Below are 20,137 nucleotides of genomic sequence, written 5' to 3'. Positions count from 1 at the left end.
TAAGTTAAAGATGGGACTAAATTATGATATTTTGTTACAAAAAACTAACTGTTAACACTGTGTTATGAAATTTTATACTCAAAAGAAATACTTGTTTAATCAGGAATATGTACTGCTAAAAACAATAATGGCTAATTGAACCTCATTAAAACTAAACTATACCATCTTCTACTGAATGAAAATAGGATATTGTTTTTTAAGAATATATTTTTCAAAATTCCTTTGAGCAGAAAATTTACATTAAAAAAATTATTAGGAAAACATCCGGTATTAAATATATTTGTACACCTAAAAAATTATATTTTAACCTATGAAAACAAAATTACTCTCATTACTATTATTCGTAAATTTTGCTATTTATGCTCAATATACCAGTATCCCGGATAATAATTTTGAAAACAAACTGATTGCCCTTGGAATTGATTCCGGAGCACCTGATCATCAGGTACTGACTAGTAGTATTGATAAATTAACTTCTATTGATATTTCAAATAGTTCTATTGTTGACTTAACAGGGATTCAAAATTTCGTATCTTTAAAAGTTTTAATTTGTAACAATAACCCATTAGCAACATTAGATATCTCCAAAAATATCGCTTTGCAATATTTGTATTGCCATTATAACACGTTGACAGCATTAGATTTGTCTATGAATACTGCTTTGAAGTTTTTATATTGCAGATCAAACCAATTAACATCATTAGATCTTTCTAATAACACCGCTTTGGAAAATTTAGATTTTCAATCGAACTCACTGACAACATTAGATCTTTCTAATAATTTCGCTTTAACAGATTTAGGTTGTAGTTTTAACTTATTGACAACATTAAATATTTCTAAGAATAAGGATTTGAAAAATTTACATTGCGATAATAATAAATTAACAACATTGGATGTTTCTGAAAATACTGCTTTAAAAACTTTAGTTTGCGATTATAATCAATTAGCAGCATTAAATACCTCTAAAAATACCGCTTTAACACAATTAACCTGCTCTTCAAATCCGCTAACATCATTAGATCTTTCTAATAACACCGCTTTGGTATTTTTACAATGCTTTTATAACCCATTGACAACATTAGATTTGTCTATGAATACCGCTTTACAAAATTTATCTTGTCATTCAGGCTCATTGACAACATTAGATCTTTCTAAAAACATTGCTTTGAAAAGTTTAGATTGTCATTCTAACTCAATAACAGCATTAGATATTTCTAAAAATATCGCTTTGGAGACTTTACATTGTTATTCTAACCAATTGACAAGTCTTAATTTAAAAAACGGAAAGAATGCTGTTTTAACAAATTTAAATTGCAAATCGAATTCTACTTTAAGTTGTATAGAGGTAGATGATGTTTCCTATTCAAACACTAACTGGGCAACCTCTAAAGATGCAGCAGCAACTTACAACCTAACTTGCCCAACATTAGGACTATCAGAAATCGGTTTTGAAAAAATAGCTGTTTATCCCAACCCTGTAAAAGGAGAACTACACATTGACAATAGTCCTCTTGAAAAAGCAACTGTATATGATGCATTGGGAAAACTAATTACAACAACTAAGTTTACTAAAAACAACACTAATAACAATATTAATTTGGCAGGATTACAAAATGGTATTTATTACATTTATTTAGAAAATGAAGGAACAACTATTGTTAAAAAAATTCTAGTCCAATAAAATACAAACTCATTATAAAATTAAAACCATATTTCATTCATTAGAAATATGGTTTTAATATTTTATAAGATATCCTCACAGGTAAAAACTTCTTTTAGCCGAACTCCTTTTTCAGTATGTTTAACTGTTATAATTTGGTTATGAGCATCGTGTTCAAGAAATAGATAATGATTATGATCTGCTGCTGCATTCAACATTTTTGCTTTCTCCGGCATCGTCAATAAAGGCCTTGTATCATATCCCATAACATACGGGAGCGGAATGTGTCCTGCTGTAGCCAATAAATCGGCACAAAAAACTATAGTTTTATCCTTGTATTGTATATGTGGAATCATTTGTTTTTCGGTGTGACCATCAACGTAGTAAATATCAAAACCTAATTCTTCCGAAAAACCAAAATCGGCATTTGGTCTTTTCACAAAATGTAACTGACCACTTTCCTGCATTGGTAAAATATTTTCTGGTAAGAAAGAAGCTTTTTCCCTGGCGTTTGGTTTTGTTGCCCATTCCCAATGATTTTCATTGGTCCAGTATCTCGCATTTCTAAAAGCAGGTTCATATCCTGTTTTATCCGCATTCCATTGAACACTTCCACCACAATGATCAAAATGAAGATGCGTCATAAAAACATCGGTAATATCTTCTCTGTGAAAACCATATTTAGCCAATGATTTATCCAAAGAATGAGTCCCCCAAAGCGAATAATAGCCAAAGAATTTCTCAGATTGCTTATCACCCATTCCGGTATCAATTAAAATCAGACGGTTTCCATCCTCAATAAGCAGGCAGCGTGCGGCAATATCAATCAGGTTATTAGCATCGGCAGGGTTGGTTTTATTCCAGATTGTTTTTGGCACAACACCAAACATAGCACCACCGTCTAATTTAAAATTTCCTGATTCTATGGGATAAAGTTTCATTTTTTGCTTTTTAAAATTTCGAATTCAAATGCAATTTAGTGGTTTGGTTTTTATTTCACTAAGCTTACTCGTTATTTTAGAAGTGTTTTTATTGTCTTTGATATTGTTTGATTAAGAATTGACATCAAAATGAAAAAAACAATTGTCTTAGTTGAAGACAACCGTGACTTGCGACAAACAATAGCAATGATAGTTTAGTTATTTTATAAATAAATATTAGCAAAGGTTTTTATTTATTATCCGTTTTAATTTTTTTTCTTTCAACTACATTATTAAACATATCGAAAATATAATTAGTCAAAAATCTTTAGTTCCATTCTCATTAAATTTTAAAAATAACAAACTCAAAATAACTTATATCTATTTTAACATTTGTTATAATAATGTGAACCGTTATGGAAAAAGGTTTTTAAGTCGTATCTTTGCAGATAATTTCATTTCAGCATTGACATACAGTACTTTAATTGTAATAATTTCATTACTATTTTTAAAAGGAATGTTGAAAAAGATAAATACTATAAAAAATGATAAAAGTTTCTGATACAGCCAAAAAGAAAATCATCGACCTGATGACTGATGATGGTTTTGATGCCGCACATGACTATGTACGTGTAGGAGTAAAAAGCGGTGGATGCTCTGGTTTGTCTTATGATTTAAAATTCGACAAAACCAAAGGAGATGATGATAAAATATTCGTAGATAATGATATCCAAATAGCCGTTGAAAAAAAATCATTTCTTTATTTAGCCGGAACAATTTTAGAATTCTCTGGCGGATTAAACGGAAAAGGATTTGTTTTCAACAACCCAAACGCAAGCAGAACCTGCGGATGCGGTGAATCATTTTCGCTATAAACAATTAAACAATTGCAAAATTTAAAGATTTAATACAGAAGTGATTTTAAATATTTAAATCCTTCTATTTTAAAATCTTTCAATAAAAAAACAATGAGCAAATACACCGAAGACGATTTAAAAATCGAACTGGAAACCAAAGAATATGAGTACGGATTTTATACCAATATAGAATCTGAAACATTTCCTATTGGTCTAAACGAAGAAATTGTAAGAGCTATTTCTCTTAAAAAAGAAGAACCAGAGTGGATGACGGAATGGCGCATTGAAGCTTTTCGTGTCTGGAAAGAAATGATTGAGCCGGAATGGGCAAACGTAAACTACGAAAAACCAGATTTTCAGGCTATTTCATACTATTCAGCCCCAAAAGCCGTAGATCCAAATAAAACCCTGGACGATGTAGATCCTGAACTTTTAGAAATGTACAAAAAGTTAGGCATCTCTGTTGACGAACAAAAAATGATGAACAATGTCGCTATGGATATTGTTGTCGATTCTGTTTCTGTTGCAACGACTTTCAAAAAAACACTTGGAGAAAAAGGAATTATTTTCTGCCCGATTTCTGAAGCTATCAAAGAACATCCGGAATTAGTTAAAAAATATTTAGGTACTGTTGTTCCTCAGAAAGATAACTTTTACGCCGCTTTAAACTCTGCAGTTTTCTCTGACGGAAGTTTCTGTTATATTCCAAAAGGCGTAAAATGCCCAATGGAACTTTCAACATATTTCAGAATCAACCAGGCAGGAACCGGACAATTCGAAAGAACTTTAGTTATTGCCGATGAAGGAAGTTACGTTTCTTATCTTGAAGGCTGTACAGCACCAAGTCGTGACGAAAACCAATTACACGCTGCTGTAGTTGAATTAATCGCTTTGGACGATGCTGAAATTAAATATTCTACAGTTCAAAACTGGTTCCCTGGAAATAAAGAAGGAAAAGGTGGGGTTTACAACTTTGTAACCAAAAGAGGTTTATGCGAAACAAACGCTAAAATTTCCTGGACACAAGTAGAAACTGGTTCTGCTGTAACCTGGAAATACCCTTCTTGTGTATTAAAAGGAGATAATTCAGTAGGTGAATTTTATTCTATTGCTGTTACCAATAATTACCAACAAGCAGATACTGGAACAAAAATGATTCATTTAGGAAAAAACACTAAATCGACTATTATTTCTAAAGGTATTTCAGCTGGAAAATCACAAAATAGCTACCGTGGTTTAGTGCAAATTTCGCCAAGAGCAGAGAATGCAAGAAACTTTTCGCAATGTGACTCGTTATTAATGGGTAACAATTGTGGTGCGCATACTTTCCCTTACATCGAAAGTAAAAATCCATCGGCAAAAATTGAGCATGAAGCCACTACAAGTAAAATTGGAGAGGATCAGGTTTTCTATTGCAACCAAAGAGGTATTCCGACTGAAAAAGCGATTGCCTTAATTGTAAATGGTTTCAGTAAAGATGTATTGAACAAATTGCCAATGGAATTTGCTGTTGAAGCTCAAAAATTATTAGAGATTTCTTTAGAAGGATCTGTAGGATAATTAAAAGCAAAAATTATGGATATCATCTTAAAAAATGTAAAGAAAAAAGATTTTCCGGTTTTAAAATCACTGGCAAAATCTCTTGATTTTGAAATTATTGAAGAAGTAGAAAAACCATATAATCCAGAATTTGTAAAAGAGATTCTTGAAGCAAGAGAAGAGCTTAGACAAGGAAAAGGTATAAAGATGACCATCGAAGATATTGATAAACTATGGAAATAGTTTTTTCAAGAAAGGCGGAAAATGATTTGGAATTTTGGAGTAAATCAGAAATAAAAAAATTTTAAAGAAAATTTCTGAATTATTGCGGGCAATTCAAGAAAATCCATTTGAAGGCATTGGAAAACCAGAGCAGTTAAAATACAATCTATCTGGTGTCTGGTCAAGAAGAATTGACCAAGAACACAGATTAGTTATGAAATTATAGACGAAAACACGATTGAAATATTAAATATAATTTCGTTAAAAGGACATTACGAATAAACAAACAAGACAATGTTATCAATAAAAAACCTTCACGCCGCAATTGGTGATAAAGAAATCCTTAAGGGAATTAATATAGAAGTTAAAGCTGGAGAAGTTCACGCGATAATGGGACCAAACGGTTCTGGAAAAAGTACACTTTCTGCTGTTATTGCAGGAAACGAAAACTATGAAGTTACAGACGGAGAGGTTATTCTTGACGGAGAAGATCTTGCTGATTTAGCTCCGGAAGAAAGAGCTCATAAAGGCGTTTTCCTTTCTTTTCAATATCCGGTAGAAATTCCTGGAGTTAGCGTAACTAACTTTATGAAAACAGCCATCAACGAAACTCGCAAAGCAAACGGCCAGGAAGAAATGCCTGCAAACGAAATGCTGAAAGTAATTCGTGAGAAATCTGAATTGTTAGAAATCGACCGTAAATTTCTTTCTCGTTCTTTAAATGAAGGTTTTTCCGGAGGAGAGAAAAAAAGAAACGAAATTTTCCAAATGGCAATGTTAGAGCCAAAATTAGCTATCCTTGACGAAACCGACTCTGGTCTTGATATCGATGCTTTAAGAATTGTTGCCAATGGTGTGAACAAATTAAAAAGCGACAAAAACGCAATTATCGTAATTACACACTACCAGCGTTTGTTAGATTATATCGTTCCAGATTTCGTTCACGTTCTTTACAACGGAAGAATCGTAAAATCAGGAGGAAAAGAATTGGCTTACGAGCTTGAGGAAAAAGGATACGATTGGATCAAAGCAGAAAACTAGTTTACAGTTACAGTTTACAGTTTACAAAACTCATAACTCATAACTCATAACTTACAACTAAAGAAATGGATTTAAAAGAAAAATTAGTATCGTCTTTTATGGCTTTTGAAGAGCGTGTTGATGTGCATTCAGATTTGCATGACATCCGTACAGCAGCTATAAAAAATTTCGAAAATAAAGGTTTTCCAACCAAAAAAGAAGAAGCCTGGAAATATACATCGTTAAATGCCATCTTAAAAAATGACTTTACGGTTTTTCCAAAGCAGGAAAATGCAATCGAATTCAATCAGGTAAAAAAATACTTTTTACACGAAATTGACACTTATAAATTAGTTTTTATTGATGGTGTTTTCAGTTCGCATTTGTCTTCTACAACACACGACGGAATCGATGTTTGTTTGATGTCATCGGCATTGACCAAACCAAAATATAAAATGGTTATTGATACGTATTTCAACCAAATTGCAAGTAAAGATGACAGTTTGACTTCATTGAATACTGCTTTTGCTATTGAAGGAGCTTTTATCAATATCCCAAAGAAAAAAGTAGCAGATAAACCAATTGAAATCATGTATTTTTCAACTGGAAATGAAACTGCGTTAATGGTGCAGCCAAGAAACCTTGTTATTGTGGGTGAAAATTCACATGTTCAAATTATTGAGCGTCACCAAAGTTTAAACGAAAATCCGGTTTTAACGAATTCTGTTACGGAGATTTTTGCTCAAAAACGTGCGATTGTTGATTACTATAAAATTCAAAACGACAACAGCGAAGCGAACTTAGTTGACAACACTTATGTTTCTCAACAACAAGAAAGTCATGCTTCTGTTCATACTTTCTCATTCGGAGGAAACCTTACTCGTAACAACTTAAACTTTTACCATTTCGGAGAAAGATTAACAAGTACGCTTAACGGAATTTCTATTTTGAATGACAAACAACACGTTGACCATTATACTTTGGTAAACCACGCACAGCCAAACTGCGAAAGTTTCCAGGATTATAAAGGAATTTTCTCTGATCGTTCGACAGGAGTTTTCAACGGAAAAGTTTTTGTAGAAAAAGAAGCTCAGAAAACAAACGCTTTCCAAAAAAGCAACAACATTTTATTGAGCGATAAAGCTACAATCAACGCAAAACCACAATTGGAAATTTTTGCTGACGACGTAAAATGTTCTCACGGATGTACAGTTGGACAGCTAGACGAAACAGCAATGTTCTACATGCAGTCCCGCGGAATCCCGAAAAAAGAAGCGAAAGCTTTATTGATGTACGCTTTCTCAAATGCTGTTATCGAAAGCATCAAAATACCGGAATTAAAGCAAAGAATCACTAAAATCATTGCTACAAAATTAGGCGTGAATTTAGGATTTGATTTGTAAAAAATCTACTCATAGATAATAGTATAATCCCCGGCAGGTTTTAAAACCTGCCGGGGATTTTTTTATTAAGTAATCCATTTTGCAAACGGTTTCTTATGTTTAACAGGATTAAAAAAACACAACCTGTAACACATATAAAATACTGCTAACCAATTATTTTAGAAGAGAAAAATATATAATTTTGTAGAAATTCGAAAAACATATAATGTCTATGAAAAAAAACTACTTTTTTAAAAAACAGCTTTCTTTTATTTTTATTTTATTCTGGTGTGTTGCTTTACATGCACAGGTACCTCACCTTATTAAAGATATAAACACTTCGGGTGGCACAGTAAGTTCTTCTCCGCAGAATTTAATAAAAATAGGAGGAATTACTTATTTCACTTCCACAGATCCTGTAAATGGTCGTGAATTATGGAAAACAGATGGCACCCTATCGGGCACAGTACTTATAAAAGATATCAATCCTGGTTCTAATGACTCCTCCCCAAAAAATTTAATCAATGTTAATGGAACACTTTTTTTTAATGCAACTGATGAAACAAATGGTCAGGAATTATGGAAATCTGACGGAACAGCAGCAGGAACAGTACTTGTGAAGGATATAAATGCCGGCAACGGGAATTCTTCTCCGCAATTTTTAACTAATTTAAACGGGACACTCTTTTTTACTGCAACTGATGCCACAAATGGTTCCGAATTATGGAAATCTGACGGAACAGCAGCAGGAACAGTATTGGTAAAAGATATCAATTCTGGCAATGGAAGTTCTGTTCCGCAACATTTAATCAATGTAAACGGGATATTGTTTTTTAGTGCATTTGACGTTACTAGCAGGCAGGAATTGTGGAAATCTGATGGCACAACAGCAGGAACAGTATTGGTAAAAGATATATTTCCAGGCGTTGGCAGTTCTAGTCCTCAAAATTTAGCCAGTGTAAACGGAAAACTATTTTTTACGGCTAATAACAATACGAATGGTAGAGAATTATGGAAATCAGACGGAACAGATGCCGGTACTATTCTTGTAAAAGATATTGTAACCGGTACTTCTGGATCTTCTCCATCTAATCTAACCAATGTAAACGGAACGCTATTTTTTAGTGCATCTGATACAACAAATGGCACAGAATTATGGAAATCAGACGGTACTGATGCTGGTACAATATTAGTACAAAATATCTATCCTTCCGATGGCAGTTCTTCTCCATCGAATTTAACTAATGTCAATGGTACACTATTTTTTAGTGCATCAGATGATACAAATGGCACAGAATTATGGAAATCTGATGGGACACCGGCAGGGACAGTTATAGTAAAGGATATTTATCCTGGTAATGACAACTCTTTTCCCTCTTTTTTTATTAATATAAACGGAACATTGTTTTTTAGTGCTAATGATGGTACGAGTGGTAAGGAGTTATGGAAAACTGATGGAACTAGTGCAGGTACTGTACGCGTAAAAGATATTTATCCAGGACTTACAAATTCATCTCCGGAAAATTTAATTAATGCCGACGGAACACTTTTCTTTAGTGCTACAAATGCTATAAATGGTACAGAACTATGGAAATCGGATGGCACGACAATTGGGACAGTATTATTAAAAGATATTGCACTTGGTTCAGGGAATGCCCTGCTGACAAATTTAACAAATGTGAATGGCACTCTCTTTTTTAGTTCAAATGATACTGCAAATGGAACAGAATTATGGAAATCGGATGGTACTGCTGCAGGCACTGTACTGGTAAAAGATATCAACCCTGGCACCGGGAATTCTTCTCCGCAATTTTTAACTAATATAAACGGTACGCTCTTTTTTATTGCTACTGATGGTATAAATGGCACAGAATTATGGAAGTCGGATGGTACTACTGCAGGCACTGTATTGGTAAAAGACATTAATCCAGGTGTTGGAAATTCAAATCCATATTATTTAACCAACGTAAACGGAACTCTATTTTTTACTGCAACTGATGACACAAAAGGAGCAGAATTATGGAAATCTGATGGGACACCGGCAGGGACAGTACTTGTAAAAGATATCAACATAGGTTCAGGCGATTCTTCTCCGGAATATTTAACCAATATAAACGGCACATTATTCTTTAAAGCCGGTGATGCAAATGGTAAAGAATTATGGAAGTCGGATGGTACAACAGCAGGGACAATACTTTTAAAAGATATCAACCCGGGTTCTGGAAATTCAAGTCCATATTATTTAACTAATGTAAATGGCACACTCTTTTTTGGTGCCAGCGATGGCACAACTGGTGAAGAATTATGGAAATCAGATGGTACAGAAGCAGGTACAGTATTGGTAAAAGAAATTGTACCAGGACCTGCAAGTCCTGCTATAAGTAATTTAAGCAGTATAAACGGCACACTCTTTTTTAGTGCTAATAGTGGTAGCGGACCAAAATTATGGAAATCTAATGGTACAGAAGCAGGAACGGTACTTATAAAAGAGATCAATGTAGTTATGGGTGAAAGCTTTACAAACATAAATGACACATTCTTTTTTGGAGCAAATGATGCTTCAAATGGTACCGAATTATGGAAATCTGATGGTACAGAAACAGGTACAATTATGGTAAAAGACATAAATCCGGGTTCAGGATATTCTTATCCACAATTTTTAACCAATATAAATGGTACCCTTTTTTTTAGTGCAGTCAATGTTGCAAATGGGCAGGAATTGTGGCAATCTGATGGCACAGAAGCTGGTACCGTTTTGGTGAAAGATCTCAATATGGGAGCTGTAAATTCAAGTCCGATTTACTTAACAAATGTCAATGACAATTTATTTTTTGCCGCAAATGCTGTTTACAATAATTTTATGTATGGTCAGGAATTATGGAAATTAGACAATTGTACCACTTTTAATAAAGAAGTTAGTACTATAGGCAATACGGTTAATTTTAACAGTCAGATTCAGGTATCTCCTAATACAGCTGCCTGTCAATGTGATATTTTTAATTCCTTGGTCTCTACTGTAAATGCAACAGGAGCAAATCCGGTAACGGGTGAAGTTAGTTCTAAAGTTTGGATAGAAAATTCCCAGCCTGCGAATTATGTAAAACGACACTATGAATTAAATCCTGCAACAAATCCTGCAAGCGCTACAGCAAAAATTACCTTGTATTTTACTCAGGAAGAATTTGACGCCTATAATGCTGTCAATACATCCTCTATGCTGCCTTCAAATGATTCAGACAATACAGGAAAATCAAATCTTAGAATCGAAAAATATACTGGAACAACAGTTGACGGTTTACCTGATTCTTATGGAATAACCAGTACTGAAATAGATCCAATAGACAATGATATTGTATGGAACGCTTCATTAAACCGATGGGAAGTTAGTTTTGAAACTACTGGTTTTGGAGGTTATTTTGCAAAAACGAATGGAGTTGATTTAGGTACGAATGATAATATTATACGCCCGGAATTCGCAATTTACCCAAACCCTGCAACAGAAGAAGTTCAAATCAATTTATTCAATGTTGATACGGCAAAACTGATCTTGATAGACATTAATGGAAGAGTTCTTCTGAAAAAAAATATTCAGGAGCAGGATTCTGTAAATATATCTAATTTGCCTGCAAATGTTTACTTTTTGAAAATTGACAGTGAGAAAGGAAAAGCTGTGAAAAAAATAATTAAAAAATAACACATTTATTTCCATTACAAGCCGACAATTTTAAACTTGTCGGCTTTTTTACTTCTATAAATTATAATTCAAAACTTTTCCCCTGTTCCGGAAAGATAAATTTCAATCCTAAATCATTCTCAGTCTTTAATTGTTCTTTAATTTTTACAATATTTTTTGCAGGCGGCTTCAAATGCGTAATCACTATTTTAAATCCGTTTAAAGAATCTTTACCCGCCAGTTTCTCTAATTCATGAAGTTCTTGCATCAAATATTTTGGTGTCAGATGCCCAAATAAAAACTGATCCGGCTGCTCGTTTGGGAAAGAAACTTCTATAAAAATGCCTTTTAATTGTTTACTCCTGATTAATGGGGCAATTGCTGTCCATAACTCCTGTAAATTATTGCTTTTCTCTACTGCATCCGGACCAGTATCACCAAGGTACAAAGCATAGTCGTTTCCATTTTTTATCAAAAAAGCAGTACTTTCATATGGATTCACATGACTTAATGAAAAAGCTTTTACTGTCATTTGAGTATTTGTAATCGGCGTTTCTTCATTAAAATTCAAAGTCTGAAAATGATATTTTTTCAATGGAAGACCTACTCCTTGATCTCCAAAATTTGCCCAGGTTTTGTCATTAAAATAATGGTTTTCCATCATCTCCATACATCCATTCGTGGCATAAACTGTTTTTGAGGAATCTGCCGGAGAATTAATTATTAAACCCGAAACATGATCCAAATGAGAGTGTGAAATCAAATATCCTTTGATATATTTCCTCAAAACTTCGCTTGCTGAAGCCCTGAATACCTTATTTTCAATAGCCTTTTCGATTCCTGAATTGATGGTTCCGGCATCCAGACATATGTAATCTTTAGTGTTAGAAGGTGTTATTAAATAGGCAGAAAGGTTTTTTTCATCTATTCCACCCTTAACTCCCAAAGGAACAACCTGAAAAGCTGCTTTCTGAACTTTCTGGGAAAAAGAATTCATTGCTATTAAAACCAAACAAGCCCAAAGCATTTTTATAATTTTCATACCTAACATTTTTGTTGTTACAAATTTCATCAATTGAAGCGATTTAATAGCTTCTATTTTCGAAAATCCTATAAATAACGTTAAATTTACTTTGTCCTTCAATAATAAAATTCAACCTTAAAACAATATCTTTACATTAAAATACAACATTTTCAATTAAAAAAGTTACAATGACAACAATAGCATCTCAATTTGGAATCAATGAAGCCCTTGAAAAACTGGGTATCAAATTTATAAATGAAGGAACATCAACGGGTTTAAATAATTTTTCATCCGGAGAAATTTTAGATAGCTATTCTCCGGTTGACGGAAAATTAATCGCATCTGTAAAAATGACAACAGCTGAAGATTATGAAAAAGTAATGCAGTCTGCAGCAGAAGCTTTTAAAACATTTCGCTTAATTCCAGCACCTCAGCGTGGCGAAATTGTACGTCAGTTTGGAGAAAAATTACGCCAAAATAAAGAAGCTCTTGGGAAATTAGTTTCTTATGAAATGGGGAAATCATTACAGGAAGGCTACGGAGAAGTACAGGAAATGATCGATATTTGTGATTTTGCAGTTGGCCTTTCACGCCAGTTACACGGATTAACCATGCATTCTGAAAGGGCCGGACACCGCATGTATGAACAATACCATCCGTTAGGAATTGTCGGAATTATTTCGGCCTTTAATTTCCCTGTAGCGGTTTGGTCCTGGAATACGGCTTTAGCATGGATTTGCGGAGATGTTTGTGTTTGGAAGCCTTCTGAAAAAACACCTCTTTGCGGTATTGCCTGTCAAAATATAATTACACAGGTTATTAAAGAAAATAACTTGCCGGAAGGAATTTCGTGTCTTATAAATGGTGATTTTACTATTGGCGAATTAATGACTTCCGATACCCGGATTCCTTTAGTTTCTGCCACCGGCTCTACCAAGATGGGAAAAATAGTTGCCCAGGCTGTTGCCGGACGTTTAGGCAAATCGTTATTGGAACTAGGAGGAAACAATGCGATTATTGTTACTCCGGATGCCGATATAAAAATGACGGTGATTGGAGCTGTTTTTGGCGCTGTTGGAACTGCCGGACAACGCTGTACTTCAACCAGACGATTAATTATTCACGAAAGTATTTATGACAAAGTAAAAGAAGCTTTGGTTGCTGCTTATAAACAATTACGCATCGGAAATCCGCTTGACGAAAACAATCACGTAGGACCTCTAATTGATATTCATGCAGTTGAAATGTATGCCAAAGCTTTAAATAGAGTTGTTGCAGAAGGCGGAAAAATTTTAGTTGAAGGCGGTGTACTTTCCGGTGAGGGCTATGAAAGCGGCTGTTATGTAAAACCTGCCATTGCCGAAGCAGAAAATGTATTCGAAATAGTTCAGCATGAAACGTTTGCACCCGTTTTATATTTGATGAAATACTCAGGAGAAGTGGACAATGCTATCGAACAACAAAATGGCGTTGCACAAGGACTATCATCAGCAATTATGACCAACAACTTACGTGAAGCAGAACGATTTTTATCCGTAACCGGTTCTGATTGTGGAATCGCAAATGTAAACATCGGGACTTCCGGGGCTGAAATTGGCGGTGCTTTTGGCGGAGAAAAAGAAACCGGAGGCGGCAGGGAATCTGGTTCTGATGCCTGGAAAATTTACATGAGACGTCAGACCAATACCATTAATTATTCAACCAGTCTTCCGTTGGCTCAGGGAATAAAATTTGATTTATAGATTTAAAATTAAATGAAAGGGCTTCCTGATTTTGAAAGCCCTTCATTATTTAAAGTTATTAGTTTAAGTTTTATTTTTTAATTATTTTTTTGGTAACCGAGTTTTGATCTGTGGTTATTCTTATGAAGTAATTTCCTGTAGCTAAATCACTAACATCAACGGTTTCTTCAGCTAAATTCGAAATGTTTTTCACTACTGTCCCGGATAAATTGTATATCATCACATCTTTTACTTTTTGATCTTGAGAAGAAATAAACAATTGCTGTGAAACAGGATTTGGATATAGTATCAATTTTGATGTTTTAATATTATCTTCCAAACCCAATGTTGGGTAAGAAACCTTAATATAGTATAAATTTCCGCTATCTCTTTTTAATATAGTATATGATCCTGCTGCTGGAAGAGATATAGTTGTAACTCCATTAACAGCAGTATAAGAATAAGTATTTCCGACAGCCGTGCCTGTTGGAACAACATAAGTTCTTTTTGTAGCATCAAGCGAAGGATCCATAACTAACACCAATGTAGCAGCAGAAGCAACTGTAAATGTTATAGATGTACTAGTTTCTATCTTTAAAGATTTCGTTAACGTTTGACCAGAATAGTTTATTGTTACTGGCGAACTATTCATGCTTCCTGAAATGGTATAAAACGAACTAGTCACAGGCGTTGGTGTTGCCGTTGTGAAATTATGTATTTGATCTCCGACAGAAACCGTATTAACAACAATTGTTCCTGATACTGCTACAGGAGTCCCTGCACTACCCGAAGTAGTTACCGTAAAAGTAACCGAACCTGTAGCTGTTGGAGTACCAGAAATTGTAATTGTTTTTGCAGATATATCCTTTACCGATCCAAGACCTGCTGGTAAGGTACCAACTTCTGCATCTTCCGCATCACCACTCCAGGTTAACACAATTGGAGCGATAGCTGCACCTAAAGCTATTGTCTGGTTTTTATTACTTGAAGAAGTAAGTACCTGACTGCTTGGAGGCAACATTGTAATTGTTCCGGAATCCGAAGCAGAAGTCCCTACGCTTCCTGTAGTCGTAACTGTATATTCCATAGTTTCAGTAGGTATTCCGGAAAGAGTTAATGTTTTAGCAGTAGCATTTTTTGTAGCGGTGATTCCATTTGGCAATCCTGTCACAGACGCATCTGTAGCATCACCACCCCAACTGAATACAATATTACTAATTGCAGCACCACTGGTTACTGTTTGATTATTGTTGTTTGTAGTTGCTGTTAATGTTTGATTTCCGGGAGCCACAGTTTCACCCTGTACAGCTACCATTTTGGATACATAATCAGTAAGAGCCTGTTTTAATGCCGTTATTACAAGATAAGACTTATCATCTACAGCATTATCAAATACCCATTTTAGATCTCCTCCGGAAACACGACCCGCATACTGCATAACCTTAGCTTTAGCATCAGCAGGAGAATCTATCGTCAGGTTTTTGACATATAATGCCACATTAGTATCGAAATTATTATATGTATTAGCTCCTGATTTTGAAGTTACTGTAGCCGGAACAATCTCATCTCTGGTTGTAGCCAAATAAGCATCAAAATCTGATGTAGAACTAATTTTTCCTGCAATATTATACAAAGGATTGGTATCTCCATAAGCTACAAAACGCATACTGTTAGTTGCAATATCTGCATCAAATGTATTATTAAACGCCTTAATAGTTCCTCCGGCTTCTTCAGAAAACGTTCCTTCATTTCCTGCATCATTTATCTGTTTAGAACTGCTCCAAATGTCTGTACCCTGAAGAGAAGTCATCATTGGGTTTTTACAATTACGAAAATAATTACCCTCCACAAATAGAGATGATCCAGAAGTAGCCCCAGCTCCATATTTAGAATTACCATCATAATAATTGTTATAAATATGTGCAGAATAAAAACGAACACGAGGATGACGAGAATCGGAATGGTCAAACCAGTTGTGATGATAGGTAATATATAAATCTGTTGTTTTATTTTCACTTAATCCCAGAAGACTTGCTTTACCACTATCCCAAAAATGGTTATAAGACAACGTGATATAAGTCGAATTTTTATTGTCTAACGCCCCATCACCTTTTATCTGATCAGCATCACTTCCTGCGTTTCCATAAAACAAATCATTATTATGTACCCAAATATGATCATTATCCTGCTGCATACCAATATTATCTCCAGCAGTACTATTACAGTTCATAAAACCAAGATTACTAACCTCAATGTTAGATGCAGATTTTAGACGAACTCCCATTCCGTTTACGACTGCATCGTTACCAACACCTTCTAACGTAAGATAACTATTTGCGTTATTTGCATTTTCAATAGTGATATCGCCACCTTCCATTACAGTCATATCGGTAATATTTCCAATTAAACGAATAATAAACGGACGGGTATCATATCCTTTTTTAATACCATACAAAATATTTTGCAATCCAGTATAACTTGTAACAGCACCTTTACTACTTGTAACAATATTGTAAGTAATGGTGTTTTTTGTATGTTGTGTAACATAAAGAATAACCGCTCCTGTTTTAGGAGCACCGTCTGCCTTATAGCCTCCTGGAACACGTCCTCCCTCAAAAGCAAAACCATTACGATCATGAGCAATAACTGTCAACATTTGTGTTGTTGTACCTGAACCTTCAACATTTGCTGTAACCGGTTTTACAGTTAAAGTGTAGCTTCCTGCTATTATACCAGGCACATCAGCACGAAAATAAGTTCCATAACTACGTATCAGCTGCTCATCAATTTTTTTATTAGTTTCGCCTCCTCCTGTGTAATATACATTATAACTGTCGGCTCCCGCTACAGGTGACCATTCAACAAATGCTGATTCAAGCCATCCTGAAGATTTCGTAATTGTTTGCGCTTTAATATTTGATGAAATAAATATCAAAGCCACGTAAAGTAAAAATTTTTTCATAAAATGTGGTTTAATGTAAATAGATTAGATAGTTTATTTTTAAATAATAAAAGTCACAATGTAATCGATTACACTAAAATAAATATTTTTTATTAATATAAAAATTATTTAAACAAAAAATTGCATATAATAAAAAATAGATGTTAATAAATTAGCACTTAAACAACTAAAACGTTGTAGTTAAAAAGCGCTCAAGTAATTGAAAACAGTAACGTAACCAGAAACTGACTTAATCTCAAACTTTAAAATCCACATTCCACAAAAAAGTAATTAAACAGCAAGCATATTCTTACTTTTACCATACAAACTCTTCCATTTTTAAACTCTTCATTTTACAATTTTAATTAAAAAAAGATTCAAATTCCTTTCAAATAAAAAGCGGCGGTTTTGAAAATTTCAAAACCGCCGCTTTTATCTTTATTTAGTATCTACAAATTAAATGAAGCACCAAGGCTAAAAGTAACCTGATTGTTTAAATGATCAAATAAATCATTATCCTCACTGTATTTTGCAATTGGAAATCCTAATTCAGTAAATACGCCAAATCCTTCAGTAAAAAAATATCGTCCCCCAACATGGCCTCCGAAATTTTTCAGTCCCAAATTTAAACCAGGATAAATGTCTAATTTTTCATCAATATTTAAAACATTCCCAATATTAGCGTTTATTCTGAATTTGGCATCAAATCGATCTTTAAATTCAGGCTTTTCATTTACATATTGAGTTGTTCCATAAAATCCAGAAAACTCATTTACTCCTAACAAATAGGAAGCCACAAAACCATAAGAAAAATTTTCTGCCAAACCAAAATCAATAGAACCCTGGATTCCGGATCCGTCATTTTGTAAATTGGCTCCAACATTAATTTTTGTATCTCCTTTTCCTTTAAATGCCTGTTGTGCCTGTACAACTCCTACCAATACTAAAAATAATAGTGTGATAACTTTTTTCATAATTTTAAAATATATTTTGAGTGCAAAAATAGAAATTTACAATTAATTTCTCCCCCTTTCATTAGAATACAGCTTATTTAAAGGCTCGCTCTGCCAAAACTCTTTTGTATCAACATTCATTATTGTCAAAGGCCCTTTAAAAGCTGCTCCTGTATCAATATTCCAAACACAAGCCTTATTGATAGGAACCGTTTCACCAATCCGACTCACAGGTGTATGCCCAATAAAAATTTCTTTGTATAGTGTAAACCTTTTTGGATAATACAAATCGTCTTTTTTCATATTTGGATCCAAAGAAAGAGCTGTTTCCCATAAAGTTCTGTCCCAGTAAAATAATGTTGGGAAGTATTCATAGCCAACTCCGTTTAAATTTGTAAAACCCGCATGAACAAATAAACGATTTTGTTCATCAAGATGATAATCTTCTAGTGATTCTAAAAATTTTATATGCTTTTGTTTTTGGCCTTTATTTAATTTTTCATAAGCCAAAACCGTAGCCTCGCCACCATGCTGGTACCAAAGTTCATTATTTTTTGCATTTTTAAGCCATTCTAATAAGAGCTCATCGTGATTTCCTCTGATGCAAATACAATTTTGCTTACTTTGAAGATCAATCAAATAATCAATTACCTGTGGCGACTGGCTCCAACCATCCACGTAATCCCCAAGAAATATTAAGGTATCTTTCTCTGTAACTTCAGCTCTTTTCATCACCTGCTCAAGCGCGAGTAAACCACCATGAATGTCACCTATAACAAATGTTCTCATTTTAATTATTTAATCTTTAATTGCAAAAATATAGAAAGAACCGCTTTAAACAAGTAACTTATTAATCTAATTTATATTGCTATTTAACAACAAAAATCCCGACAAATCTTAAAACGCAATGTCTAAGTATTGTCAGGATAATTAAAACCTTTATAAATTAAACTCCAAGTTTTTTTGCAATCTCAGATGGAATTCCTCCTTTGTTAACCATTAAAGCTGTTGTTTTATATTTTACAAAATTTTTAGTTACAAACAAGAAACCTTTATAATCATTTGTTTCTCCCCATGAATTTTTTACAATATAATATTCTTTTCCTGTCTGATCTTTTGCCAAACCGATAATATGCATTCCGTGATCATCTGTAGTCTGGTAATTATCGAAAGCAGCCTGGCGCATTTCTGCAGTAATTTCAGGTTCGGCTTTTGGGCCGTTGAACATGTCGGCCTTTTCTTCCGCCGTCATGTCATCATATTTTTTTGTAGAAACATACGCAACACCATTTTTCCAGCTAAAACTTTTCTCACTCACATCTGTTGCCCATGCTACTGTATACCCTTTTTTCAAAGCATTATCAATAACATCTGTCATATCATTTACTTTTACATTATAAACCTGATCAAATGACCAGTTATCAGGTACGGCCAATACTGTTTTTTGGTAATACGGAGCTGTTGTAAATGATGACATTTCAACATACTCATCAGGATTAATTCCAACAACTTCTTTAGCAAAACTTTGTGGCGTGTAGTTTTTTCCTTTATAGTCAAAATTATCCGGAACTTTTCCTAAGTAAGAATCAATTACAGATGCGTAGGCTTTTTGCCAGTTTGGAGTCAGTTCCCCATTTGGATTTTTAACTACCGCTGTCAATACTCCTTCAATAAGAGCTGCCATTTCAGCAAATTTATTTTTATCTGTTCCGTAATTTAATCCTGTGTACACTTCTCTCGGAACAGTTCCGTATTTTCTATACATATTAATTACATCATGCAAAGAACCTCCGTCACCTAAGGTAACAGCACCATGCATGCGTACATAATTTTTACCTTTTTCAACATATACATTTCTTGCTGAAAAAATCTGAGACAACTCAACTGGCTGTTTTCCTAAACGAATCATTTCAGACTCTAAAAAAGAATTTGTAGAATAACTCCAGCAGGTTCCAGAAGAGCCCTGCAATTTTACTGAGGTAGTTCCTAAATTAATTACTTCAGTGAATTTAAAGTTTTCTTTGCTTTTTTCACTTGCATTAAGCTTAAGTGAATTTACCAAAATGTCTTGTGCGAAACAGCTAGCCACTCCAACAAAAAAGACAGAAGCAATCAATACTACTGATTTGATTGATAATCGATTCATAATTTTTATTTAATGATTTAATAAATTAGTAATTACAATTTATATTTTGTTACAAAACAATCAAATTCTATACAATTTG

The 20,137-nt window shown here is 33.9% G+C and carries 15 protein-coding genes; 9 read left to right on the top strand and 6 right to left on the bottom strand.

The features are described 5' to 3' along the window. The first annotated feature begins 310 nt into the window (after window positions 1-310). Window positions 311-1,681, top strand: a complete 1,371-nt coding sequence (locus tag K8B81_RS10190) for a T9SS type A sorting domain-containing protein (protein WP_223681318.1) — start codon at window positions 311-313, stop codon at window positions 1,679-1,681. A 62-nt stretch (window positions 1,682-1,743) separates the two neighbouring features. Here the strand turns inward: K8B81_RS10190 and K8B81_RS10185 are convergent, their stop codons facing one another. Further along, window positions 1,744-2,601: an MBL fold metallo-hydrolase gene (locus K8B81_RS10185; RefSeq protein ID WP_223681317.1), complete on the bottom strand. Its 858-nt coding sequence runs from the start codon at window positions 2,599-2,601 to the stop codon at window positions 1,744-1,746. Between the two features lie 524 nt (window positions 2,602-3,125). On the opposite strand from K8B81_RS10185, the gene K8B81_RS10180 reads away from it, so the two are divergent. The 7 genes from K8B81_RS10180 to K8B81_RS10150 all read left to right on the top strand — a co-directional run bounded on the left by K8B81_RS10180 (window position 3,126) and on the right by K8B81_RS10150 (window position 11,294). Then, entirely contained in the window at window positions 3,126-3,455 is a 330-nt protein-coding gene (locus tag K8B81_RS10180) for a HesB/IscA family protein (protein ID WP_026727150.1), read from the top strand. Window positions 3,456-3,548: 93 nt separating this feature from the next. Beyond that, window positions 3,549-4,997 (top strand): Fe-S cluster assembly protein SufB, encoded by a 1,449-nt coding sequence (gene sufB / locus K8B81_RS10175; protein ID WP_223681316.1) that lies wholly within the window; start codon window positions 3,549-3,551, stop codon window positions 4,995-4,997. A gap of 15 nt (window positions 4,998-5,012) precedes the next feature. Next, on the top strand, window positions 5,013-5,219 hold the full coding sequence (locus K8B81_RS10170) for a DUF2683 family protein (RefSeq protein ID WP_223681315.1): 207 nt from the start codon (window positions 5,013-5,015) through the stop codon (window positions 5,217-5,219). 82 nt (window positions 5,220-5,301) lie between these two features. Continuing rightward, window positions 5,302-5,424, top strand: coding sequence for a Txe/YoeB family addiction module toxin (locus tag K8B81_RS21045; RefSeq protein ID WP_317196954.1), 123 nt, complete (start codon window positions 5,302-5,304; stop codon window positions 5,422-5,424). Window positions 5,425-5,492: 68 nt separating this feature from the next. Beyond that, window positions 5,493-6,239 (top strand): Fe-S cluster assembly ATPase SufC, encoded by a 747-nt coding sequence (gene sufC / locus K8B81_RS10160; RefSeq protein ID WP_008466070.1) that lies wholly within the window; start codon window positions 5,493-5,495, stop codon window positions 6,237-6,239. A gap of 65 nt (window positions 6,240-6,304) precedes the next feature. Beyond that, the gene (gene sufD, locus K8B81_RS10155) at window positions 6,305-7,621 is read left to right on the top strand and encodes a Fe-S cluster assembly protein SufD (RefSeq protein WP_223681314.1); all 1,317 of its coding nucleotides are present in this window, start codon (window positions 6,305-6,307) and stop codon (window positions 7,619-7,621) included. 211 nt (window positions 7,622-7,832) lie between these two features. After that, entirely contained in the window at window positions 7,833-11,294 is a 3,462-nt protein-coding gene (locus K8B81_RS10150; protein ID WP_223681313.1) for an ELWxxDGT repeat protein, read from the top strand. Between the two features lie 61 nt (window positions 11,295-11,355). On the opposite strand, the gene K8B81_RS10145 is transcribed toward K8B81_RS10150, so the two are convergent. Next, window positions 11,356-12,315 (bottom strand): MBL fold metallo-hydrolase, encoded by a 960-nt coding sequence (locus K8B81_RS10145; RefSeq protein ID WP_223681312.1) that lies wholly within the window; start codon window positions 12,313-12,315, stop codon window positions 11,356-11,358. Between the two features lie 170 nt (window positions 12,316-12,485). Here K8B81_RS10145 and amaB point away from each other — a divergent pair, with 170 nt between their 5' ends. Further along, window positions 12,486-14,039, top strand: coding sequence for an L-piperidine-6-carboxylate dehydrogenase (gene amaB, locus K8B81_RS10140; RefSeq protein WP_223681311.1), 1,554 nt, complete (start codon window positions 12,486-12,488; stop codon window positions 14,037-14,039). A gap of 70 nt (window positions 14,040-14,109) precedes the next feature. On the opposite strand, the gene K8B81_RS10135 is transcribed toward amaB, so the two are convergent. From K8B81_RS10135 to K8B81_RS10120, 4 genes are all read right to left on the bottom strand, one after another. Then, window positions 14,110-16,980: a pectate lyase family protein gene (locus tag K8B81_RS10135; protein ID WP_223681310.1), complete on the bottom strand. Its 2,871-nt coding sequence runs from the start codon at window positions 16,978-16,980 to the stop codon at window positions 14,110-14,112. Window positions 16,981-17,408: 428 nt separating this feature from the next. After that, a complete protein-coding gene (locus K8B81_RS10130) occupies window positions 17,409-17,933 on the bottom strand; it encodes a DUF6646 family protein (RefSeq protein WP_025571053.1) in 525 nt (174 codons plus the stop codon). 42 nt (window positions 17,934-17,975) lie between these two features. Continuing rightward, a complete protein-coding gene (locus K8B81_RS10125; RefSeq protein WP_223681309.1) occupies window positions 17,976-18,701 on the bottom strand; it encodes a metallophosphoesterase family protein in 726 nt (241 codons plus the stop codon). 157 nt (window positions 18,702-18,858) lie between these two features. Then, complete coding sequence (locus tag K8B81_RS10120; RefSeq protein ID WP_223681308.1) at window positions 18,859-20,058, bottom strand: C1 family peptidase; 1,200 nt, start codon at window positions 20,056-20,058, stop codon at window positions 18,859-18,861. Window positions 20,059-20,137: the final 79 nt, after the last annotated feature.

The organism is Flavobacterium hibisci (assembly GCF_020026925.1).
Taxonomy (GTDB): domain Bacteria; phylum Bacteroidota; class Bacteroidia; order Flavobacteriales; family Flavobacteriaceae; genus Flavobacterium; species Flavobacterium hibisci.
This window is presented reverse-complemented; position numbering and strand designations above follow the sequence as displayed.